The sequence below is a fragment of the Candidatus Lernaella stagnicola genome (assembly GCA_030765525.1).
Taxonomy (GTDB): domain Bacteria; phylum Lernaellota; class Lernaellaia; order Lernaellales; family Lernaellaceae; genus Lernaella; species Lernaella stagnicola.
The window spans coordinates 435,360-458,849 of record JAVCCK010000010.1 but is presented as its reverse complement, the minus strand read 5'-3'; the positions used below and the strand labels follow the sequence as shown (position 1 = coordinate 458,849).

At 55.8% G+C, this 23,490-nt stretch carries 17 protein-coding genes and 2 tRNA genes; 6 read left to right on the top strand and 13 right to left on the bottom strand.

The window, feature by feature from the left end:
- From P9L99_06290 to P9L99_06280, 3 genes are all read left to right on the top strand, one after another.
- Nucleotides 1–1,980, top strand: a complete 1,980-nt coding sequence (locus P9L99_06290; GenBank protein MDP8222949.1) for a peptidylprolyl isomerase — start codon at nucleotides 1–3, stop codon at nucleotides 1,978–1,980.
- 73 nt (nucleotides 1,981–2,053) lie between these two features.
- A tRNA-Ala gene (locus P9L99_06285) sits at nucleotides 2,054–2,126 on the top strand.
- Between the two features lie 53 nt (nucleotides 2,127–2,179).
- Nucleotides 2,180–2,264: transfer RNA gene (locus tag P9L99_06280), tRNA-Leu, on the top strand.
- 101 nt (nucleotides 2,265–2,365) lie between these two features.
- On the opposite strand, the gene P9L99_06275 is transcribed toward P9L99_06280, so the two are convergent.
- The 7 genes from P9L99_06275 to P9L99_06245 form a co-directional block, all read right to left on the bottom strand.
- Complete coding sequence (locus tag P9L99_06275) at nucleotides 2,366–6,505, bottom strand: hypothetical protein (GenBank protein ID MDP8222948.1); 4,140 nt, start codon at nucleotides 6,503–6,505, stop codon at nucleotides 2,366–2,368.
- Between the two features lie 235 nt (nucleotides 6,506–6,740).
- Nucleotides 6,741–7,280, bottom strand: a complete 540-nt coding sequence (locus P9L99_06270; protein ID MDP8222947.1) for a CARDB domain-containing protein — start codon at nucleotides 7,278–7,280, stop codon at nucleotides 6,741–6,743.
- Between the two features lie 160 nt (nucleotides 7,281–7,440).
- Complete coding sequence (locus P9L99_06265; protein MDP8222946.1) at nucleotides 7,441–7,671, bottom strand: hypothetical protein; 231 nt, start codon at nucleotides 7,669–7,671, stop codon at nucleotides 7,441–7,443.
- Between the two features lie 108 nt (nucleotides 7,672–7,779).
- A complete protein-coding gene (locus P9L99_06260) occupies nucleotides 7,780–8,838 on the bottom strand; it encodes a hypothetical protein (protein MDP8222945.1) in 1,059 nt (352 codons plus the stop codon).
- A 166-nt stretch (nucleotides 8,839–9,004) separates the two neighbouring features.
- On the bottom strand, nucleotides 9,005–9,331 hold the full coding sequence (locus P9L99_06255) for a hypothetical protein (protein ID MDP8222944.1): 327 nt from the start codon (nucleotides 9,329–9,331) through the stop codon (nucleotides 9,005–9,007).
- 25 nt (nucleotides 9,332–9,356) lie between these two features.
- On the bottom strand, nucleotides 9,357–10,400 hold the full coding sequence (locus P9L99_06250) for a CsgG/HfaB family protein (GenBank protein MDP8222943.1): 1,044 nt from the start codon (nucleotides 10,398–10,400) through the stop codon (nucleotides 9,357–9,359).
- Between the two features lie 25 nt (nucleotides 10,401–10,425).
- Entirely contained in the window at nucleotides 10,426–11,760 is a 1,335-nt protein-coding gene (locus tag P9L99_06245) for a hypothetical protein (protein ID MDP8222942.1), read from the bottom strand.
- 464 nt (nucleotides 11,761–12,224) lie between these two features.
- On the opposite strand from P9L99_06245, the gene P9L99_06240 reads away from it, so the two are divergent.
- The gene (locus P9L99_06240; GenBank protein MDP8222941.1) at nucleotides 12,225–13,319 is read left to right on the top strand and encodes a hypothetical protein; all 1,095 of its coding nucleotides are present in this window, start codon (nucleotides 12,225–12,227) and stop codon (nucleotides 13,317–13,319) included.
- On the opposite strand, the gene P9L99_06235 is transcribed toward P9L99_06240, so the two are convergent.
- Nucleotides 13,300–14,352, bottom strand: a complete 1,053-nt coding sequence (locus P9L99_06235; protein ID MDP8222940.1) for an SGNH/GDSL hydrolase family protein — start codon at nucleotides 14,350–14,352, stop codon at nucleotides 13,300–13,302. The two genes, P9L99_06240 and P9L99_06235, sit on opposite strands and share 20 nt — an antisense overlap.
- Before the next feature lie 221 nt (nucleotides 14,353–14,573).
- On the opposite strand from P9L99_06235, the gene P9L99_06230 reads away from it, so the two are divergent.
- A complete protein-coding gene (locus P9L99_06230) occupies nucleotides 14,574–15,662 on the top strand; it encodes a PHB depolymerase family esterase (GenBank protein ID MDP8222939.1) in 1,089 nt (362 codons plus the stop codon).
- Between the two features lie 13 nt (nucleotides 15,663–15,675).
- Here the strand turns inward: P9L99_06230 and P9L99_06225 are convergent, their stop codons facing one another.
- Both P9L99_06225 and P9L99_06220 read right to left on the bottom strand, forming a co-directional pair.
- Nucleotides 15,676–16,866 (bottom strand): aminotransferase class V-fold PLP-dependent enzyme, encoded by a 1,191-nt coding sequence (locus tag P9L99_06225; protein MDP8222938.1) that lies wholly within the window; start codon nucleotides 16,864–16,866, stop codon nucleotides 15,676–15,678.
- Between the two features lie 50 nt (nucleotides 16,867–16,916).
- Nucleotides 16,917–17,855 (bottom strand): class I SAM-dependent methyltransferase, encoded by a 939-nt coding sequence (locus tag P9L99_06220; GenBank protein MDP8222937.1) that lies wholly within the window; start codon nucleotides 17,853–17,855, stop codon nucleotides 16,917–16,919.
- Nucleotides 17,856–17,893: 38 nt separating this feature from the next.
- On the opposite strand from P9L99_06220, the gene P9L99_06215 reads away from it, so the two are divergent.
- Nucleotides 17,894–18,643 (top strand): hypothetical protein, encoded by a 750-nt coding sequence (locus P9L99_06215; protein ID MDP8222936.1) that lies wholly within the window; start codon nucleotides 17,894–17,896, stop codon nucleotides 18,641–18,643.
- Between the two features lie 57 nt (nucleotides 18,644–18,700).
- On the opposite strand, the gene P9L99_06210 is transcribed toward P9L99_06215, so the two are convergent.
- The 3 genes from P9L99_06210 to P9L99_06200 form a co-directional block, all read right to left on the bottom strand.
- Nucleotides 18,701–20,158: a P-loop NTPase gene (locus P9L99_06210; GenBank protein ID MDP8222935.1), complete on the bottom strand. Its 1,458-nt coding sequence runs from the start codon at nucleotides 20,156–20,158 to the stop codon at nucleotides 18,701–18,703.
- Nucleotides 20,159–20,333: 175 nt separating this feature from the next.
- Nucleotides 20,334–22,223 carry a tRNA uridine-5-carboxymethylaminomethyl(34) synthesis enzyme MnmG gene (gene mnmG / locus P9L99_06205; GenBank protein ID MDP8222934.1) on the bottom strand — a complete coding sequence of 630 codons (1,890 nt, stop codon included), beginning with the start codon at nucleotides 22,221–22,223 and terminating at the stop codon, nucleotides 20,334–20,336.
- Nucleotides 22,224–22,284: 61 nt separating this feature from the next.
- Nucleotides 22,285–23,307, bottom strand: a complete 1,023-nt coding sequence (locus P9L99_06200) for a hypothetical protein (protein MDP8222933.1) — start codon at nucleotides 23,305–23,307, stop codon at nucleotides 22,285–22,287.
- Nucleotides 23,308–23,490 lie beyond the last annotated feature (183 nt).

Genomic DNA, 23,490 nt, shown 5'->3' with positions numbered 1-23,490 from the left:
ATGGCTCTCAGTATCTTAAGGCGATCCAAGCAGTCGCTGCTTGTCAAGATCCTCCTCGGCGCGGTTGCGCTTAGCTTTATTATTGGTTTCGGCGCCATGTCGTACGTCGGCCGCACGGCCGGTCGTGGCGGTCAAAACAAGCAAGCTTGGGTGGCCCAGGTTGACGGTGTGCCTATCGGCGCGCGCGTACTGGTCAATACCGAACAAAGCATTGCCAAGATGTACCGCGATCGATTCGGCGAATCGGCCGACAGTTTCTTGGCGAACATGGACATGACCGGCATCGCCCTGAACAAGCTGATCACCGAGCGCGTCATTCAAAGCCTCGCCCTGCAAATGGGCCTGACGGTCACCGACGCGGAGCTCGGCAACACCATCGTTAAGAACCCCGTCTTTTATCAGAACGGGCGTTTCAACCGCGAGCGCTACATCCAAATCCTGCGCCGGCAGAAAGTCAGCCCCACGGATTACGAAACCGATTTGCGCCGCCAACTGCTCGGGCAGAAACTGCGCTCTCTCGTACTTTCCTCGGTCAAGGTTGCCGAATCCGAAGTGCAGGAAGAATTCGATAACCGCGAACTGAAGGTCAACTTGCGCTTCGTCAAACTCGAGCCCGACAAGGTGAAAGGCGAGGTTAAGGTCACCGACGAGAGCGCCAACGCTTTCTTCGAAAAAGATAAAGAGCGCTTCAAGATGCCCGAAAAGCGCAAGGCAGAATATGCCGTATTCGACGCTTCCAGCTACGTCGAAGACGTCGTGATCTCCGAGGCGCAAATTACGCAATACTATGAGGCGAACCGCGACCGGGAATTCAAGCAACCCGAACAAGCGCACGCCCGCCACATTCTGATCAACGTCGACGCCGACGCCGACACCGCCCTCAAAGAGGCGGCGCGCATTAAAGCCGAAGATATTCTTGACCAACTCAAAGACGGCGGCGACTTTGCCGAACTCGCCAAGAAATACAGCGAAGATCCTGGCACCAAGGACAAGGGCGGCGACCTGGGCTTCTTCGGTCGCGGCCGCATGGTCAAGGTTTTTGAAGAAACCGCCTTCAGCCTCGAGCCGGGTAAGCGCTCGGGCGTGGTCGAGTCGCCCTACGGTTTCCACATCATCGAAACGCTGGAAAAGCGCGCGGAAAGTATCCTGGCCCTGGAAGATGTGAAGGCGCGTATCGAACGCCGGGTGAAAACACTTGAGGCCCGACGTATGGCGAAAGCCGACGCCGACGCCGCCAAAGCCGAACTCACTCCCGGCGCCGATATCCTTCGCTTCGGAAACGACCGCGGCTTGAAAGTTGTCTCCACCTCAACCTTCACGAAGGACGAAGGCGTGCCCGGTATCCGCAACGGCCGTCGCGCCGCTATCGATCTGTTCCAGCTTCAAACCGGCGACATCAGCGAGCCCTTCGTGACCGGCGACCAGATATTCTTGTTCAAGCTGACCAACATCGTCGAATCACACATTCCGGAATTCGCCGACGTGGCCGAAAAGGTGCGCGAAGAACTACGCAAAGAACTTGAACAACAAGCCCTGCAAACCAAGGGTGAACAGATCATCGCCGCGCTCAACGCGGGCCAAAAATTCGACGCCGTCGCAACCGCCCGCGGCTTGGACATCCAAGAAACCGGTCTGTTCGCGCGGCAGCAAACCGCCGTGCCGAAAGTCGGCGCCGCGCCCGAACTGCAAGTCGCCGCCTTCGCGCTGACCTCGGGCAGCCCCGTGGTCGAGAAGCCCTACCAAGCGGGCAGCGGCGTGGTGGTGGCAGTGCTCAAAGAACGCGTCGAGCCTTCGCCCGCGGCATACCGCGTCAAGCGCGATGAGTTGCGCGATGAGTTGGTTGGCGAAAAGGCCGACCTAACCTTGCAGGCCTGGATCGAACAGGCGCAGAAGTCGATTCCGGTCGAGCGCAACGAAGAGGTGATTCGCGCGCTTAGTGAACGCTCCAAGTCGCGTCGCGCCGGCGGTCAAAACGGCTGAGGACACAGGCGAAACACCGGTGTTTGACGCTTGACGAGTTGACGCGAAGTTTGGTAAAGAGAACGTCCGTTTCGGGGCTATAGCTCAGTTGGAAGAGCGCTTGAATGGCATTCAAGAGGTCGCCGGTTCGAGCCCGGCTAGCTCCAAGTTGTATGAGGCGCATGACTCGCCAGTTTGCACATTCGCTCTTTTTTATCTCGCCGGAGTGGTGAAATTGGTAGACGCACGGGACTCAAAATCCCGCGAGCCTTGCGCTCGTGTCGGTTCGATTCCGACCTCCGGCACAAATGATTTCAAGGGGTTAGGCGATTCGGTCTGATCCCTTTTTTCGTGCCGAAAAATCCCCGGTGTTCATATAGATGTCCACTGTTTTTCTTAGGCGCGGCTAACCTTTTTTTGGATCCCGGAAATTGATTCCGATTACCTCGAGACCGTACACTTCTGGATTTCCTTTTGCGATGTCGGATGCGATCGCCCGGAGTTCATCAACCAGTTCGCTGAAATCGAGATTGTGCCCCCTTTTAATCTGCCACCGTTCTTTCCCCCGTCCGAAGAAGGCGACGACGAACAGCGCATAGAAAGCATCATGTGTAGAAAGATATTGACCAACTAGTTGGTTTCTTAGGCGCTCCGCCAATTTGGGCCCAGTCCAATTGTCCGCGATTTTCATTTCGATACCGATCGGCGACATGAAACTGGTCGAATGAAGGCGGATGTCTGGTTTCTTCCTCTGGTCGACCTCTTCTTCGCGCACAACAGAGAAATGGCCGTGGCTGTTCGTTTCAAGGGCGTTTGCCAACCATCGTTGGAATCCGGCTTCATCGCCTTCCCTGAGTTCATTGCGAAGGCTGAACCTGTTTTTCTCAATTGCAGCTTTTGCCTCTTCTATTCGCCACTTCGCGATTCGGAAAAGCTGGCCTGGTAAAAGTGGTTCGAAACTCTTTTTGCCCAACCAATCTCTCACCTGTGCCATGCTGAACGGCCGACAACTCCCAACTTCCCGTGCTTTCGTTTCTGCACTCCTGAGGAATTCATACTTCCGATGCTGAAACAACGGCTTTTCCGACAATTCGCGGAATACTGCGACAGTCGTTTCCGAATTCGTGTTCCAAAGCCACTTTTCCACGTCGTTTAAAAAGTGGCGCGCGTAGTAGTCGTCATTCGTGGATTTATCATCGGGGTGCAACCCCGCAATCAGAAACCCCAATTGTTTCGCATCGTTTCTGGGAAACTCAGTCGGCCAAAGTCCATTGGACCAGAAACTCAGGAATTTACATATTTCGTGTTTAAGATCGTCGATTTCGTCGTCACTGGTAGTTGAGTTAATGCTTTCCCACATTTCAATCGCATGACTTGGTCTTACGCAAAACAACACACACCACAAAGGAACAAAGGAATCTCGTGAATGCCTGAATTCATTCGCAAGCACAATAATCCTCGCTGAAAGGTCTTCGCAGTCCACTTCAACCGAATCAACCAGGATTCCGAGGACATTTTGCAGTGTTTCGGTTGAAAGCGGCGCCGATGTTTTCAACAAATTGAAAATCTGCTCCTCAAAAACTGATCGGACGGTTGAACTAGCTTTACGCACTTTCTCGATATTTGGGCGCCGGGGGCGGCTTTCTTCGGGTTTGGTGAATTCCTCCTCCAAGCTTCTCGATACAAGCGGTTTCACGATTCCCGGTCTTGTTTCAAGTAAATTCTCGAACCAAGGTGGGAACTCGTTTTTCTCTTCCAAAGCTAACTCTGTCGCAATGGCCACATCCGGTTCCGGCATGCTCGCGAAATCCAATCCGCCAAGGAATTCGAACAGCAAGCCCGTCAACGCCAATCCGACACTACCGCACGTCAATTTTTGAACGGGGTGCTTCCTCCAGAAACGTTTAGCGCCCTCTTTGACGGCGTTTGCTGTTTCTTCGCCGTATTCCTCGATGACCGGACGCAGATTGGAGATGCCAAGTTGCGTTTTTATGACTCTCTGGAGGCAATAGATATAGAGCTCCTGGAGAGCTTCCTCATCGGCGGCTTTTTCGATTTCCGCAGTTCTGCTCTTCATTGCCTCACGCTTTGCCTTATCTCTCCTTTCGTACATTTCAATTTTTCGCTGACTGGGCGTCTTCATGAAACTATTAGACGGCTTTGGGTTCGTAAAACGCATAAACCGCGCATCTAGTTCCACGTGTTGCCTTCTTAATTCCTCGACGCGGGGGTCGGCCTTCAGGTTTTTGACACGTCCGAGAAAACACAATGCAAGTTCGAATGCCACAAGGCGATCTAAACGCTTTTCTTTTCTTGCCGCATCCTCTAGCAACCAATCGGTGTCCCACTCATCCAAATGGAAGATTCTGAACGGGTAATTCAAATTGCGGTAGTATGGCGGGCCGCTCCTTTCAGATTCTGGTACCTGAGCGACGTTCCGCCAAAACAACGCTCTCCTGCACCCGGCATTCGCTTTCAATGCCTCCGCCACACGTTTGAACAAGGCCTGTCTTCTCGAACTCACGTGCGTGTCTTCGTTTCTAAATGCGATCAGAGCGTTTTCGATTTCCTCCGTGTTTTCTGTGTTTTCAAGTAATTTTACCAGCAAGCCAGTCACAATGCGCTCAGTCCATCTTGTCGCTTCCTGGCATAGCCTCCATCGCTCATTAGTTCCCGCATCGGCTTTGGCCTTGAACACGAACTCCCTGAGGATAAACTTAGCCGTTTCTACGTCGCATTTTTCAGGGAGTTGGTTTTCCAAAAACAATTCGAAATACGTCGTTGTGTTCTCATCCGGAAAAGGCCGTGTCTTTTTAATCACTTCGACCAATTCTTCTCGCTTCAGAACTTCCGGAAATAACCGCTTTGCAACACTGTTTGAAATTGCATATTGCACGTTTTGGAACCCGAGGACGGTTTCCACAAGCTCCCTCTTCTCCGAGCGGCTTCCATTGGCGCAAACGGCGTCACAAGCCAAATCCCCTAGCATTTCCCTTTCACGACGGTTTTTCAACAATGCGAGGCACGATTTCACTGCTCCTTGAAGCCCACCGTCGTCCGCCAACGACAACAGGGTTCGTTTCGCAAGATGATGAGTTTCCTCGGAAAGGAGCATTTCGTTGATTTCCGGCACGAGTTCTTCGGAAGCAAACCGGCGCAACGAGTGGACGCCGAACCACTGCCATTGGTATGGGCGCTCCCGCATTTTCAAATTCCACTTTCGGAGGAGCTTTCTTTTTGTATCTATCGGAAGTGAAGACGGGTCTCCCAGGTCAATCAAAATTTCCGGTGCAATATCCGCCAGCTGCTCTCGAAACCAATCGATCTTTATTGCCAACCAAGCTGCTGTTTCGTGAAGGTGCCGCGGCACTACGGTCGCTCCAAAACTCTGGACGAAGAAAAGACGTTCGATCTCTTTCTGACCCACACCATCGGAGAACTTCGCCTTCAGCGACATGGCCGCGAGATACTCTTGAACCGGACGCACGTGGAACTTCACCTGTCCGTATGTTGCCACGTCAAATATTGCCAGCCTCAACAACCGGCCAATTTTTTCGTTGTTCCAAGACTGTAGTATGTCACTCGCATTGACCGGCTGCCCGATTTCTCCCGCAAAAGATCCATGATCAGGAACTTGAAAAGAAAAGGAGCCCGTCATAGTCGCGAAGAGCGCTAAGTCTTCGACTGCCGCCTGACACTCTTGCGGCGAAAGGCTTTCAACCAACTCTCTTCGTTCCTGAAGACGCTGCTGGATATTGTGTTCAATTATTTCTGAATATCTGCCGAAGCGCCCTTTTTCTGTCCAAAAGCGTACAGCCCATCGCACGTCCCCGGGTCTGGCAACGAGTTCAGAAACCCCTTCCCGGTACACAGCCGCAGCGAAGCCTGTCGCGTCTCGCTTTGTCTCGAACTCAGCCACTGTCCGGATCTGTTCATTGTTCAACCATCCAAGATGAAATACTCGGGCGGTGAATTCTCTGTTGCCGTTTTGATGTTGGTCGTTTTCAATTCCGTCACTCTTTTTGTCCACTTTTTCTATAAATTCGTTCAGTATTTCGAGATCGGCGTTAGGCCTCCAATCCGAAAATCGACTCGAAATGTAGACACGTGCTCGATTGATGCTGGCGCCGAGTCGGTTCTCGAAGTGGCGTAATGCGAGGTCCAGGCTCTTTCCTGCAATTTTCGTTTCATCAAGCGAATCCAAGAAAAAATAAGCTTCGCCATTTGAGCTTTTCCACTTCTCCAATTTTTCGCCTTCCTCTGGGCCGCTCAAGGCAACTTCGTAGTCGCCGTTTGCCAAAGATCGGAGAAGGAAAAAGAATGCGTCACCGCCGTTACTGTTAATCCGCTCGGTTTGTCTCCGAAACTCCCACGTCTTTCCGGATAGGGCTTCACCAAGAATGACAGCGTACTTGTGTTGTAACACGCCAGTCCAATTCAGAGCGCGGTCCAGCTGCTGCAGGATACTCGCCATCATCCGGACGTCGGGTTCCTGATGTGAATCCGTGATGTCAATAAAACTGCGATTCAATTCAACTCCCGGCATGTCCTTCGCCTCGCGGTAGGTTTTCCTTGTTTTATAGTCCTTTACCTGACTATGGATCAACTTCGCCTTTTTCTTCGGCGGCGGTGAGGGTTTTGAGGTCTTTCTTCGACACCGTGTCGTAACGCTTGAAAATTTCCATGGTCTTTTGGCCGGTGGCGGTCACAATATCGAAATAATCGCAACGCCGCTAACTAGACGGTCGCTGGAAAGATAGAGCTCGCGGTCGACCGCGAGCTCAAACCGGTTCTGTCTCGTCGGGTTTGGCGTAGATGGCTTCCTCGGAGCGGGCCCAGTTGTTGGATTCGTTGCACTCGGAGATGTCGTCCTGGCTGTCGGCGACGATGTACACGTAGTAGTACCCTTCAGCCACTTCGCTCGAGGTGGCGTTTAGGGTGAACGTGAGGCAGTCGCCGGGGACGAAGCCCACCAGCGGGCTGGATTTCGCAACGATGTAGTAATCGCCGGTGAAGTCGGCATTGGCTACCAGATAAAACCCGAAAACGGAATTCGCGGGCGCCGCCGCGCCGCCGACGTTACAGATCACGATCTCGGTGAAAGAAAAGTCCGTGCCGAAAAAGCCGCTGGTGTCGTAAAACGTGAAGCGGTCCACGACCATGTCCGGCATCGTGGCGCAATCAGCGGCGTCATCATCATCGTCGGCGTCGTCGTCCGTGCCGGTTTCTTCATCCTCGTCATCGCCGCCGCAAGCAACAAACATGGCGCTTACCAGAAAAATAGCCAGGAAGGCCCATAACGCGTGTTTTACGAAAGGCATACGGTTTCCCCCTTGCGAACGATGTGTTTGGCTTTTCGATAGTCTTCACCCGTAAAGAACCAATCTTTACCGGCCGGGACTAGCTACACTCGTCACTTCTTGGACAATACCGTAACCCGGCTGTTCGCAGCGATCAACTCCGGCGGAGGTCCGGTTGCTTTCACACGGTCGCGGCGTAAGTGCCGGGCGCGTGGAACGAGCCGCAGTCGCTTCCGGAGACATATACCGTCGCGCGGCCGGTGGACGAGTGTTCCACGACAGCGTCGCCGCTGCCGTCGGTAAACGCGGGTTTGGTCATCCCGCCGGCGATTCCGGAAAATCCCAGCACTACCCGCACGTGGCGCGCGGGCGAACCGTCTCGATGCTGTACGTGAACTCGACTCATGGCCATTTCAACACCTCCCGTTTAAATAGAAACCAATCTTATTCTTTTAGAGTATACCGGTCCCAGCCGGGTTCCTAAGAAACACTGCTTAATATGCCGGATCGGCCGCCGCGCTCACGGTGTAAGATTGGTTCGGTACGATCCGCCGCAGGGTATGCAGCATTTTTGGCATAACTTTTTGCAGCCCGCGCCGCTGCCCCATGACGAAGTCACGCGCGATGCGTCGCTTGAATTCCTGGCGCCGAAGCAAATCAGGTCGCCCATTGTGCAATCGAGCCGGTATTCGTGCCATTCGTTGTCGGCTATGACCCACAGTTTGTCGTGCTCCGGCCAATGGTAGCTATAGGGTGATTGGTTTGCCGAGCAAAATTCGACGAACACCTTATAGGCGTATCTGCTTCTGATGTTGAACGTTGCGGTGCCGCTTTGCGCGGCGTAGGGCGGCGCGCTTCTCGGCACGGACGTGATCTCGGCAACGTCGGGGTGGTTGGGCGGTTTCTCGCCGATTTGGAACCACATTCCCGTGGTCTCGCACAAATAGTATTTGCCGCCTTTGTGATCGAAATAGGTGACGGTTTTCCCGGGGGTCATCCGGCTGACGTACTCCGGCGAGCACTTGATGCCGACCGCTAAATGCGTGGGGTAACCCACCAAGACGGCGCCGTATCCCATGGAATGAATGATCGAGGCCAGCAACACCGAAGTGTCGGAGCAATCGCCCGTCCAATCGATGAGGGTTTCAAACGCGTACCGTTGGTATTTTCTGACGTCTTGGTACGGGATGCTTTGCACAAACGACAGCGCCAGCGCGAAATCATCGACGCCGTAGCGGCTGGCCGCTTGCTTAAGGATTCGTGCCCATGAATCGATGTTTTTCTTGTATGGATCGTAGTAAATATACACTTGGTAGCCCACGCCTCGGTGCGACTTCGCTTTGTATATTCGCTGCGCTTGCTGGAAAAACGACCGGCCCTCGTTCGTGGAAACCGTTACCGTGATCCTCTCACCGCTCGGCTTTCGATGCAGCCATGTATATGTTGCCCCGGTGTCGGTACGCTGAACTTTCCCGGTTTCGGAATCCGTCTCCGGAGACCCAAAATACGCGCCAAAGGCAACCGACGCCCCTAAAAAGGTACACAATATCGCCAACGCCACAACTCTAGCCGTTTTCATCCGCCACCTCTCTGTTGATGTGCTGTTTCCCAATTTGCCATATGGTTCATCGCGTTTAGACCGCAAATCGTCTCACAATGTTCACTTCCCTACGCAAGTTACAATTCTCTCGAGATCCTTGCGGTGTCGTTCGTTGCTCCCTGTTTGATCACGCCGGGTTCTTCGCTTATTCCAACCAGCAATAACACTCTGTTTCCGGCTCCGCCGCCGCGCAGAACGCGCAGCCGTCGATCGTGTCGCCGCCCGAGTTGCAGGCCCCGTGTGTAACTTCCGAGGAAGTACACTTCATTTTACTGCCGTGCATGATGGAATCCTTGTTACGACATATCCACGGTTGTTGGCAAAACACGTTGATGTTCGTATGTCTCCCGTGATGAACCCAGACGCCTTCGATTTTCTCTTTCTTACCCTCAGAGTCATCGGCCCTCACGTACAATCCCACCGACATCAAACCGAGCACCACGCACAACAAAATCGCCACTCGACTCTTCATCCTTCACCCCCTTGTCGTCACGCCGCTATTTCACCTCTTCGCACCCCTTTTTTGTACACAACCACTTACCGGCCGCGTAAACGTGCTTTGTGTTCTCATCAAACACGGCCGCGTGCACGATCACTTTCTCGCAACCCGGCGTAATCGCGCCGTCATTGCTTCTTCCCATCAACCCCGCCGAAGTGGGCGTAACTCTGGCATAACCGCTGGCGGTCGAGCTCGCATCCAACCGTTGGTTGATGAAGGGCTTCTCGACTGGTTTGCCGTGTGCGAGGACACACTCGCCGTAACTGTCGCCAACGGGGAAAGTCGTCATCGCCTGGGCTCGCAAGCCACCCAAGTTGTTTCCGGTAACTTTGGCCGACACAATCAATGCGGAAATACCCAACAAGCTTTTTTGTTCCGCCTGAGCGCCTACCGAAATTCTCGCGCTCGGTTTCTCCGAAACCGAGTCCTCGCGCGTCGCCCGCGATACCACCACCAAACGCGATATGTCGTAAGCCTTGAGAGAAACGGTCCATTTCACGCGATAGTCCACCGGCGTTGAACCGTACATGCGGTTGACCACAACGTCACAAGTTACCGTTGGCTCAACGAGGTGAGTGGCGCTGACGATTTTCCCCAACTTCGAGGCGTTCTGCGGATCCATCATCCGCGGATTAAAGTCTTCATAGCGTGGCAAATCGAGTTCGTGAAGCGCCTGCTGCAAGCGCGAGCGGTCCACGACCATCAACTTGTCCGAGTTAACCAGTGCGCGCTCGAACACTTCTTGAAAATCCGGCAGACTTTGTTGATCGACCTTGCGGGCTTTTTCAAAGACGGCTTCCCGTTTGTCGCCGTAGGCCCCTTCCTGGCGATACTGCATTTTCGTGATGACGACGCGCGGGTACCGTTCCTTTTTCACCAAATCGGCAATCAATACTCGTGTCGCGCTACGGATCGTCGATTCGTAGGTACTTGAAAATTTACCCCCGGCTTGCACCGGTGACGCAAAAAGCGCTGCGTGCGCGACCATCATCGCCACGACCAAAACCAATGCTTTTCCTGCCGCTACGTGCCACGAATTCATTACGCTCCTCCTTCGCCCCGTTTTTTCACAACCGTATGGGGATCTCAACGGAATCGTACTTTTGCCGCATTTTCACGGTAATAACGCTTTCATTGATTTGACGGTTGATATTTTCGGTCAACAGGTCATGCACGTAGATGGCCCTGGGCGTGTAGATTTCGCCGTTGAAGCTGTAGGAAAAATTCTTTTCAAATACGCTTTTACCGCAATCTTCTCGATTTATAAGGTTTCTGATATGACTCTTGGTGTCCTTATCGTAGCCGCCCTTGCCGCCGACGGAAAACAAGCCGAGAACCGAAAGCGTGGCATCGCCGTTTATTTTTCGATGGTTGTCCAGACGACGCTCGACTTCGTTTTTCCACTTGTGACAAAAATCCCGCTTCGACAGATTTTTCGAGTCAGAGGCCAATTGTCGCGCCACATCGCTTTTGAAGCGGTCCGAAGACAGGTCCGCCAAATACGGATGGAGTCGGTCGATCTTCGACCAATCCAACTCCACCTTTCTCCGGTAATCGACGAACTTCTTGAAAAGATCCTCGCGCATCCGAGTTAATTGATCGCCGACATCGCCCTCGATATAACCATGGACGGTTAGATCGCTGATCACCTCGCCCGCCATGTCAAAAGCCTGCCCTGATGTCACATAATTCCGGTTCGCCGGGCCCTCGATTTGCCGAAAGGTTTTCGTGTTTTTGACGTCCCGTCCCCTGATATTTATGCTCGCAATGCTGCTGGCACCCCGTAAAACGAGATACGCGAATTCGATCTGCTCGGAACCGTTCAAGAAGTATTCGCGAAACCGCTCCCCGTCGCCGCTGGGGAAAAGCAACTTGACGCTGGTAATGCGATCAAAATCAACGCCGTTCATGCTCTCGTTTCGGTAGGCTCGGGAAGCGCGGTGGTGCTTTGCCTCCACGCCGAACACCCCCAAGGGCCGGATGTTCGCGTCGGTGACATGCGGGTTGACGTTGTTCCGTATCAGATATTGCTTGATGACGGAAATCGGCGGCCGCTGGTGCTGGATGCCGATGATGACCGTGTCTTCGTCGCCCCAACTCGACACTTGAACGTCCGGACTTCCGCCGCGCTTCGCGACGCTGATCGACGTACAATAGTAGTAAATCTTTTCCAGGTCGCCGAAGGGTTGCTTGTCGTGGTGAGCGTTTCGCGCCCACCCGAAAACATATACGTCGTACCCGTCATAACGAAAACGCCAATGTTCATGGTCGGACAGCTTATAGAGACCGGTCGTCATCTCGTCCGCCGCGGTATCGGAGACCATCACCAGCGGCGCAGCGATCAGCGTCACAAGCAGCAACGCGACAAACCGGGCCCGGTTCCGAGCCGACCGGTTCTTCATGGGTGTTCCCTTTCTATTGTTTTCGTGTTGTGAGAAGCGACGGCACGATATCCCATCGCCACGCCCCCGCCCCCCTACAGCTCGATACGCGTCGCGCTCTCGGTGCTACGCCTCACCGTCACACGAGACGGCACCGCATCGACATCTGCACAGCGAAATCCAAAGGCGCAAATGCCTACACCCGCTTGCAGAAAACCTTTTACTGTACTGTTTAACACCACGCATATCCGGATCATTGCGGCTTGTCAACATCCGAATCCCCGGCCCAAAACACCCCCGTATTCTTGTTGAAACCGCGAACCGTGCTGACACTCCGCATCGTCGCTTTAACCTCGAGCCCTCGGGCCGATCCCGTTCGCACGACCCTTTTTCGGCTGACGCCGGTGCCGGTGAAGTGTTACTATTTTCCGTACGCAGCTTCCGCTCGGGCTAAGCCCGTGCAGATCAACAAGGGAGACCGTTTCGTGCATCGTATAGCACTTCTGGCAATTCTGTTGTTATTGACGGCGGGGCTCGCCTGTGGCGGCGGCGGCGGCTCAAACGAAAACGGCCGGGTGGACGATGACGATGATACGGCCGACGATGACACCGGCGGCGATGACGATAACGACAGCGAAACCTGCCCGAACATCTATTGTGTTCAAGAAGAAACCGATCTCGACGCCCCCTGGGAATGCGAGGGGAACGCCGGCGATTGCTACGAAGATTTCTATGACTTTCTCGACCTCGCCGGCGCCTACGGCGACGCGATCCCCGAAGCGGAACTCGACGCCCAAATCGACGCGATCCGTAACGACGAAGTGCCGTTGTTTGAAGGGGCGCTAACCGCTGCGGAGTTATCCGATACGCTCGTGACGGGCCTGAACTTCGCTTTCCTGCACGACGGGTTGTACCAGCGGCTGTTAACCGTTACCAAAATCGCCGAGTATGACGAAAATGGTTACACCGAGCTTAATTTCCTTTTCGATGATCCACTGACCGGCACAACGCTCGGAGTCTTCCTGCTGCCCGACGGCCCCGGACCGCACCCCGCGATCGTTGCGGTTCATGGTCACGAAGGCGACGCCCGCGACTTCATCGAGAACTTCGGCGGCGTCTATTACGCCCAACACGGCATCGCCGTATTGGCGTTGACCATGCGCGTCTTGTCCGGCGTGCCGTGGGAACCCACGATTGCCCGCGAGTTACTGCTGGGCGGTTTTACTCTGCCGGCCTACCGCATGGCCGAAAACCTCAACGCGTACCGTTACCTGCAGTATCGCGAGGACATCGACAATGACTCCATCGGCCTCATGAGTCACTCGGGCGGCAATTGCTCGAACAACCTACTCATTCGCGTGGCGTCTGGTTTTCAAGCCTACGTCTCTGATTTTACGTGCACGTACGGCGACATCGACGGCGGCGGCAACTTGGCGAGCAGCTTTGTGCCCACGATATTCCCCTACCACGAATTGGTCAACGATTTCGAAACCGCGGCGCTGCCCGTGTTCGTCGGCCCATATGGATATGAAGGTTTGGAAGAAGATATTCTTGCCTTTTTCACCGAGCACTTGTTGTAGCGCGTTTCGCGTCGCGCGCCCCAAGAATTACCGACACGTTTTTCGCCACTGCTTCGGCAATCAGCCGGTTGCCGAATGCGTTAGCGTGGTCGGGGTCATGCCACAGCTCCGTCCCACGCCGCTGCTCGGTCAAAAAACGGTCCCAAAAAACCGTATAGGGAATGCCGGTTATCGCGGCGAATTCCGCTTGCGGGCGGTCAAAATGACAAACCATCGCCTGCGCGGAGAACTCCGGCGCGGTGGGGTCCAATCCGGCGCGATCCAAACAATTCACGAGCACCTCATCGGTCGACGCCACCAACATCAGCGCGAAGCCGCGGTCCCGGGCCATATTGACGAATGCGCGCAAATCTTCGTTGTATTGGTCCAAATCGAGGTCCGACGCGCGCGGGTCGTCATCGGGGATACCGGCGTGAACGTCGCCTTTGATCGCCCGCCGCAGAACCCGGTATGTTTTCAACGCCGCCAGCAATCGATGAATTCTTGAAACAGCCCGGCCCGCGCCGCTCTGCAGCCGACGGCGATAGTCACTAATCGAATGACGGGCGTTGGGACCGGTCATGAGCACCAACAAATCCAACTCGACACCGGCAAACATCCGCTCGAAAAGCAAGCGCTGCTGATAAATATTCGTCCCATGGACGCCGGCATTGATGACCTCCACCGGCCGTTGTTCGTATTGCTCGTGCAGCACGTGCGCCAATTGCGCCGGGTACGCTTCTTCGTACGTGCCCGCACCAAAGGTTTGGCTATCGCCCAGACACACGATGCGTGTGGTGCCCGGTTTTTTTACGGCCTCAAACCCCGGCCCGCGGAAACCGCGACCGTTGAGGAACTCCTCCATCTCGACAAAAGGATTCCGCGCGGCCGGCCCGAGACGCAATACGGGATCATAAATGTCGACGAAAAACGCATCCGACCGCGGCAGACCCCAGCCGGTGAGGCGAATCACGATTTCCAAACCGGCGAAAACCACGGCGGTGGCCAACAGGGCGAATTGCAGCCGGCGCACTATGAATATTCGGGCGCGCATGAAAAAAGTCTAGACGACGCGATCTCTTTTTCCAAGAACCATCGCGTTACACGTTTTTGAATTGCTCGGTCATCAAACCAGGGCTTACTCGAAGCCGTAAAGAACCTGCAATACCAATGCGGCGCGGGCTGCCCGGCCTTCTCGCGGCGAACACGGTAGCCGGTGAGCCTTTTCCTACGCGACCTTGATCCGACCCCGCCTCTTCGCGGTATAAGGAAACGATGACCAACCGACTTCCCCATTTATCGACACGCCTCTTGGTGTGGCTCACCGGGCTGGTTGTCGCTCTTTGCGTCACCGTGGCGTTGCCGGGCTGCAAAAAAAAACCGCCACGCCCACCGGTGACTCCCTACGCGGGCCCCACGGCCGGCGACGCCGCCGCCTTTCATCTGACTTACGATCCCGAACTAAAGCTGGGCGACATCCCGCGCCCTGGTTTGGACGGCCGCGGCTGTGGGGCGGTAACCGACTATCGCGCCTACGCCCATGCCCTGTCGACCCGAGCGTTTGCCGCCTGCCCCTCCGATGCGCCCTTTGCCAAACGATCGGCGCTGGGCGAAAGCGTGCTGGCTGCCCTTGGCGTGCGGCAACTGTTGTGCGGCGCGTTTCACCGCCCGGTCACCTACCGCACACTCGACATCCATGAGCGCGAAGATGGTATCGCGGTGCGCGTGTTGTTCCGCGACAAATGGATCGGGAATTTCGTCGCGATTGTGCGCGGCCCCCGCGAACTGAGCACGCCGCGCCCCGTGATCCTCGCCCTGCACGGTCACAGCCAAGCCCCCGAAGGCTTTCTCGGCGACCTGCGGGACATGAACGCGGTGCGGCGCGGGTATATTGTCGCCGCCCCGGCTTTCGAGGCCATGTGCACCGGCCAAGCCGAGCACGACGTTACGCAAACGTTGTTGGACAAGGGCCAAAGCATCCTCGGGCTGCGCGCCTATCAGACTCTTGTGGTGTTACGCTACCTGCATCATTTGCACGCGGTAGATTCCCGTCGCGTCGGCCTGATAGGCCACTCCGGCGGCGGCACACTCGGCAACGTGCTGATCCGCCTGGCCCCCGGCGCGTTCGCCGCGTATGCCACCGACAACACCTCGGAGTACCGCGGCAAACACAAAGCCCTGTTCACTGACGACATGGTCCCCGCCCTGCAGCCTCTGGCGCTGGAAATCAACGATTTCGCCACGGCCGGCCTGCCAGTGTTGCGCATGCCATATGGTTTCTTGGATGTCGCCACGCGGCAACCCGACATGGAACGAGTCGGCGACTTCTTCGATGCACACCTGCACCCCTTGTCGAATCCGTAAGCGGTGGCGGCGGCTACACCGACTCGCGCAGCACAGCGGCGAGACGTTCGTATTGAGCGCGTTCGTTGTAGATTTGCGCGCACACACGAATCAATCGCTTCGGCGACGCGGGCCAGGCCAGGATCGGCGCTTCGATGCGGTGCTCGTATCGCAAGATCTGCTGCAACGGATCCCAGGTTCGATAACCTGTCGGTTCCGCATCCGTGCGATCCGGCAGAGGCAACGCCGTCATCGCCGGCACCATGGAATTCGGACACGGCGGGTCCGTCTTTAGCGCCGCAGCCAGCAAATCGCGCGCCTCCAGCGCCAGCGCGTGATTCTGTGCCATCAACGCCGCACTGCCGCCCGGCATGAGTTCGCCGTGAAACGAAATCGCCCGCGGCAGCGCCAAAAAAGGCGACCAATCCGCGGTGCCGGTCCAGTCGAATTCCAGCCAAAACTTGCTTCGCTCGTCGCTCGTCGCCGCATACCCGTGGCTGATGATGAGCGGATGAATCTCGCTCTGCCGCTCGCGCCGCACGTGCAAGAACGCCGACCCCTTCGGGGCGAAAAGCCATTTGTGGCAGTTGCCGGTGTAATAGGTCGCGCCGATGGCATCAATGTCCAAAGGGGCCTGACCCGGTACGTGCGCGCCGTCGACGAGCGTATCGACGCCGCGTTCGCGCAATTCCCGCACGATTTGCGTCACCGGCAAGAGCAGCGCCGTGGGGCTTGTGATGTGATCGATCAACGCCAGGCGCGTGCGTGGTGTCACCCGTTCGAGCACCGCCGCGATAATCTCCTGCTCGCTCGCGACCGGAAACGGTAGCGGCGCCACAACCACTTGCGCTCCGCTGCGCCGCGCCACAAAACGCAAGGCGTTTTCGCACGCTTTGTAGGCGTGATCGGTCACCAGCAATTCGTCGCTCGGCGCGAAGGAAAGCGAGCGCAGCACCGTGTTTACGCCGGCGGTCGCGTTGGGTACAAATGCCAATTCCTCCGGCGCCGCGGTCACGAACGCCGCCAGCGCTTCTCGCGCCGCGTCAAGCAGCGCTTCGCCTTGCCGGTCGAAAAAGTCGATTGGCTCGCGTTCCATTTGTTCCTGAATTCGTCGCTGCTCGGCCAGCACTTCGCGCGGACACGCCCCGACGCTGCCGTGATTGAGGTAAGTGATCTCCGGATCAAGCAACCAGCTTGTCGTCGCCCTTTCGCTTTGCTCGGCCATCCGCCATTCTCCAAAAAAACGGTCAAAAATCGTGCGTCAGAACCGAGTCCTCATTTCTTCTCAAACAAGAAATACTTGCAGGTTTGCGGAAAATCGGCGAGTTCATCTGCCTTTTTCACGAGCCGAAAACCGGTTTGTTCCAGGGGCATGACGAAGCGGCGTTCATCTTCCTTCAAGTTTACTCCCAGCACGTACACATGCACGATGCCGCCGGGTTTCATGGCCGCGTGCAGGGAGCGCAAATCCGCTGCGATATTCGGCGGGACGCTCAATTCGCCGCTGTCCAACACATCGGCCCGGAAAAACTGGGCGCTGATGAATGCCGCTACATCGACCGATTTGGCCGGAAGACGAACGTCTGATGTCGTGGAGTGAATCGTTTTGACCTTTTTTGACTGTGTAAAGTGTTGCTTGGACAAGACATGGTCCAATACTTTCAGTGCCCGCCCATCGATGTCCACAGCCAAGGCTTCCCGAAACGGTAGGTCGTTTTCCATTAAGATGATCTCGAGCGCCCCGGTACCGGCACCGATATCGGCGAACACATCCGTTGATTTAAGATTCAAATGCTTGGCGACGGCATATAGAATAGTATGTTGGCCGCTTACTCGCTCGCCGGCGGTAAGCATGTGGTCGATCGCTTGTACCAAACGCGAAAATTGCTCATCGCTCGGCGGCGGCGTCACCAAGCTGCGCGGGTAGATATCGTAGCGCACCGCTGCGGCCGGAGGCGGTTTCTCGCGAGCTATCACTTGCGGCGGCGCTTTTGATTCCACGCATTCACTACAAGATATTGAAAGAAACACGCATAGTATTAGTAACTTACGATAGATGTGAGCCGAGACGTTAGGAGGGGTCAAGTCCGATGATCCTTTATCGAAAACCAGCAATGATTTAACTTTGCGCTGGTGGTGACGCCTTGTCAATCGCTCCAATGCGGCGACAAACGAACCGACACTTGATGGTTGCAAGAGGAAACGATATCGCATAATCATACAGCAATTCGTTCCGCGATTCGGAGGGCGTGATGAAAACATTTTGGTTCGCCACGTTACTTGCCGTTACGCTGGGCCTTGCGCTGGCCGTTGGCGCTTGCCACGACAATGATGGCGATAACGATGACAACGACACCAGCTTCAGCGACGACGATACTGTAGAACCCTGCGCACCGACCGAAGACCCGATTAAAAGTTGCCTGACCGATGAGTTCGGACTCGTTCGTATGTACGACCGCGATACCGGCGCGCGAATCAAGTTTGGCGTGAATGAAAATGTCGCCGATGATTTAGTGCGTATCGAAGGCATCTGGGTCCAGGCCCGAGACAACGCGGACTATACTCTTACGTTGATCGAGGACCCGGCCGGCGAATACCTGCCTCACTTCATCCTCGACGAGCAAAAAGACGACGGTTGGCATCTCTGGAACCGCATCCTCTCGAAGTCCGAATTGGACTGGGTTATCATTTCGAAAGAGGCGGGCGACTCTCAACACATTGCGTTTCGAGCTCTCGTGAACCAACCGCAAACCGACGTCGAAACGAGTTGCATTAATACCGCCGATATCGATTCCGTTCATGAACTACCCGGCGATAGCCCCTTGTGGATGATGGAGCGCCAAACCGACATACTCTGCGCCGCCGGCGCCGCCTACGGCGACCTGTGGTCCATCGTCACCTCCGAAAACCCTGATGGGTGCTTCGAAAGCCGAATGATCGTTCCACACGCGCCACTGACGCAGCCGTTCCACATTCTCACTCTGTCGGATTGCTGCAAATAATCCCGCGACTCCGGCCTGGCCGGTACGTGACAAGGAATGTTTCCCGGTACTGTTGAGTTAACGCCCGAGGTGGATCTCGGTGTTGAGGAATTTGCGGATTTTCTGGCCGACGCTCTCTTTCGACTCCTCTAACGGAATCAGCCAATTGACCGGCTGTCCCGGCGTTGACAGTGCCGCGACCTCGCGCATCTTCTGCACGCGCTCCATAACGCTCGCCGCTGTGCGAGCGACTTGCCTGGACATCTCTTCGGCGTCCGTGTGCCGGTGTGCCGCCTCGGCTGCAATGTGGAACAGCGCTTGCGCCGCCCCGCTGTGCGGCGCGTGGATCGTCACCGGCGTCAGCTTTCGCGCCGCTTCACGCACCTTGCGCTCGTATGGTATCCGATACGTGTGCCGCAAATTGAGAGCTAATTGCTCCTGGCACAGTTTTGTCATCGCCGTGGCGATGTTCCGGTCCCCCTCGCCTTCGGACATGTTGATGACTAGATCGACCGTGTAACCGTACAAAATGCGTACAAACTGCTTATGCAACTCCGGTTCGTTTTCGGCGAGTAATTCCACGAGTTCCCAGACGTTTTTCGGCACGCCGTTTTCCCGTTTCTCCTTCTCGAACAGAAACGTGTCGAACAAGCGCCCCAACTCCGAGCCGGCCGGAACGCTTTCGCTCGCGAAGTGCCGCAGCTTGCGATATAGGCTCAGCTTAATCAGGCCGTAAGCTTCGAGCACGCTGGTAGGCTCGGTACTTGTCACCACGTAACGGTGATCGGCGGCCAGGAATACATCCAGAACATTGAAGCTGACTTCCGCTCCGAGGTCTACGATAATGATGTCGCAGTTGACCTTCGCCAGGTGGCGCAGGATTTTTTCCTTGTGCGCATACTTGATGTTCGCCGCGCCGAGACGCGAAGAATCCGTAGCAATAACCGTTAGGTTTCGGTAGGCTGTGGTCAGGCGAACGTCATCGATATTGTCGAATTTTCGGTCGATGAAGTCGTTCAGACTTCGCGGCAAAGCGCGCAGTCCCAACGACAAATGCAGGTCCGCGCCACCCAGGTCCATGTCCACGGCCACGACTTGGCGGCCAAGCGTCGCCAGCGCTATCGCCAAGTTTGCCGCGACTAACGATTTACCGATCCCACCCTTGCCACCGCCAACCGCGACGATTTTCGCGTGCCCGCGACTTTGCAGAAAGACACTCTTGAAATTTTCCGGTTTCGCTTCTTCAACATGCAGGGGGTCGCTTCCCGTGCGGCGAATAGTCGACTCCCGCTGATCGAGAAAACCAACTAAATGTTCGAAGCTGTCGGTGAGGTGACGCAACCTTAATGCCAATTCTTCGGGCCGAGCGCCAAATCGCTGATGAATTTCTCGCCGGCGCGCCTCGTGAGCGGTCTCGAGGGCCTCGCGAGCTAGACGTGCAAGCGCTTGTTCATCCGGCTTACTCAGGTGCGGGAAGAGCACCTTCATGTCAGCCGCCATCCGCTCGCGGTACTTCGCGCTATTTTGGTAATCCATCATGCCCATCGACGACACGGCTTCCTTTGCGCTCGTTTGCGCATACTTCTACCTAGTCGGCCGCCATGCACCATCCATACAACAATAACATTCATCCGCGAAAAGCGCGTTCCCCGAGACAAAGGTATCATAGACATAGTCGCCGGTTGAAATCAACTGGCTCCGAGAAAACCGCTTATTTTTCCGAATGGTCCGCTCGGTCACCTTGAGCCTGTCGGTGGGCGTGAACCATGAGGATCTGCAATGCGGCAGGTGTCACGCCTGGGATTCGCCCCGCCTGACCGATCGTTCGCGGCTGCACGACGTCCAGCTTTTCCGCGACCTCCGTCGATAGTCCGGCGAGCTTCCGATAGGAAATATTCGGCGGTATTTGGATTGCATCGGCTTCCCGCAAACGCCGCGCCTCTTCGTTTTGTCGCTCGATGTAGCCGAAGTATTGAATCTGAATCTCAATTTGCTCGATTACATCGGCATCCAGGCTGGGTCGCTGAGGATCGAGGTCGTCGAGATCTTCGTAGGAAAGCTCCGGTCGCCGTAGCAGCTTAGCAAGGGATGTCTTGTTTTGGATCGCCGCAGACCCGCGCCCCCGCAGATATTCCAGAACGGCCTCGGTCGGCGTGACGGTTACACCATCTAACCTATCGAATTCACTGGATATATCACGATTCTTCGCCGCCGTTCTTCGCGCCCGCTCATCGGAAACCAACCCAATTTGCTCGCCCAGCGGCGTCAACCGAAGATCCGCGTTATCTTCGCGAAGCAGCAGACGGTATTCCGCACGGCTGGTAAACATCCGATAAGGCTCATCAGTTCCCTTCGTAACCAGGTCGTCAACGAGAACGCCGATCATCGCCTCGTCGCGCCGAAGGATAACCGGTTCAAGGTCTCGGATGCGGTGCACCGCATTGACGGCCGCGATCAGGCCCTGCGCGGCCGCTTCCTCGTAGCCACTGGTGCCGTTCACCTGCCCGGCAAAGAAAAGGTGTGTGATCTTCCTTACTTCGAGACTCGGGTGTAGATGAACCGGGTTCATAAAGTCGTATTCGATGGCGTAGCCCGGCCGGATAACTTCCGCCCTTTCCAAGCCGCGAATGCTGTGGATCATCGCGAGTTGAACATCGAAAGGCAAACTCGTCGATATCCCGTTGGGATAACTCTCCGTTGAATCCCGGCCAACAGGTTCGAGGAAAATCTGGTGCTGCGTTTTTTCCGGAAAACGAACGATCTTGTCTTCCACGCTCGGGCAATAACGCGCCCCGACGCCTTCGATCTTCCCCGCGTAAAGGGGGCTGCGATCGAGACCGCCCCGGATGATTTCGTGCGTCTGCTCGTTCGTATAGGTGATATGGCACGGGATTTGATCGACCTCGACGCCCCCGGTCTCAAAGGAAAAGAACGCCGGCTTTTCATCGCCAAGCTGGATTTCAAGTTCATTGTAGTCGATCGTTTCGCTATCGAGCCTCGCCGGTGTTCCCGTCTTTAGTCGGCCGAGTGGTAGGCCGAGTTTCATCAAGTTTTCCGACAGCGCGTTGCTTGGCCCTTCGCCGAGACGTCCGCCGGCAAAGTGCGTCATTCCGATATGCAGGAGACCGCGCAAGAACGTACCCGCCGTTAAGACCGTGGCTTGGCCGATATATCGCCGGCCCGAAAGCCCCAGGCAGCCGTAAGCGCGCCCGTCTTTAACGAGTATTTCTATGACGTTATCTTGCCGCAGGTGAATTCGCGGATCGCGTTCCACGAACCGCCGCATGAAGCCGCTGTATTCCGCCATGTCCGACTGGCAACGCCGCGAACGCACAGCATGGCCCTTTTTCGTGCCGAGCCGTCGGAATTGAATTCCCGTTTCGTCGGCGGCTTTGGCCATGATCCCGCCGAGCGCATCAATTTCGCGAACAAGGTGCCCTTTGGCCATACCCCCGATACAGGGGTTGCACGACATGCGGGCAACGGCTTCAACGCTGAGGGTGACGAGTGCGACGTTAGCGCCGAGTCGCGCTGCGGCGTATGCGGCTTCGACGCCGGCGTGGCCGGCGCCGATCACGACGACGTCAAAATACTCTTCCACGGTGGATGCAATTCCTTCATTGTTTCACGTGAAACATTTCAAGGCGCGTTGGCGTCATGTTTCACGTGAAACATCCATTTCGCCGAAACGCCGACCTTCCGTCCACGATTGTAGCACAAAGCGCTTCTTTTCCCCGTTCGAATACCGCCGATTCGAAATCATCGGCTTCCCAAACGTTCAAATCGGCTGCTAAACCTTCCGCGACAATTCCCACTGGCGTCTGCAGCACCCACCTAGCCGTTTCGGTCGCCGCAGTCAACAGTTTCCGCCGCGAGCAATACCCGAACGAATCCGCCCGTTGCAGCGCCGCAATTAACCCGCGACCGCCGTCCTGCCGCGTACCTCCCCCTATCATTAGCTTCAGGTTTTCGACGGCGAAGACTTCTGGGCCGATTGTCCGCCCCAAAATGTACTCGTCGGTTACCGGCCGCCAGACCAGCGTAACTTCGGCTCGCGCCAATTCCTCGGCGTCTTCCCGGCGCAGCGCCGTGCCGCCCACGGCCACGAGATTCGGTTTAAGCATCTCGAAACCCCGCAGCAACGTCACGTCGCGCGCTTTCTCTTTGCTGTCGCCGTCCGCGACAGAAACATAAATCGGCGTGCCTTTTGTTCTCGCGAACCGCTTCGTGGGATTTCTTTCAAAAACGAGCGAGCTAATCCACGGGGCGGAAACGATGCGTATTCCTTTCACGTCCAACTTCGCGCCGGGCACCGCGATCGTCGATACCCCTTCCTTAATTAAGGTCTCAATCGCCACGACCAATTCGCTGTCATTTGCGGGTCCCACGTCCGGCATATCTCTCTTGCGGCGCTCGCGATCCAGATAGGGGCCGGGGCAGGTGGCACCGAGATGGTCGAAACGGACATCGTGTTCGGCGTCGATGAAACCGGGTGTAATCAATCGCCCTTCCAACTCCCACGCTTCGATGTTCGGCGGCGCCTCGATGTTGCCGATCGCGGCGATCACGCCGTTTTGGACGAGAACGTTTTCTGAGCGAATCTCGCCGCTGCGCCAAACGCGTCCGCCGTGAAGATAGATTGATCCTACATTCGATTGTGCGGTCTGCTCTCGCTGAAACAACAAAGCCTCTCCTCTGTTGAGATTGTTTATCAATTATATGGATTATCACAATTTCTCGTCTTCTTGTTTCCTAATTGTAACTAACGTCTCGTGTTTGCCAACCCGTTCTACTTCCGGTTTGTTGACGATGCCGCGCCGCGCGTAATACCTTATAAATCAAACGGTTACACGTATTCTTGATCGTCG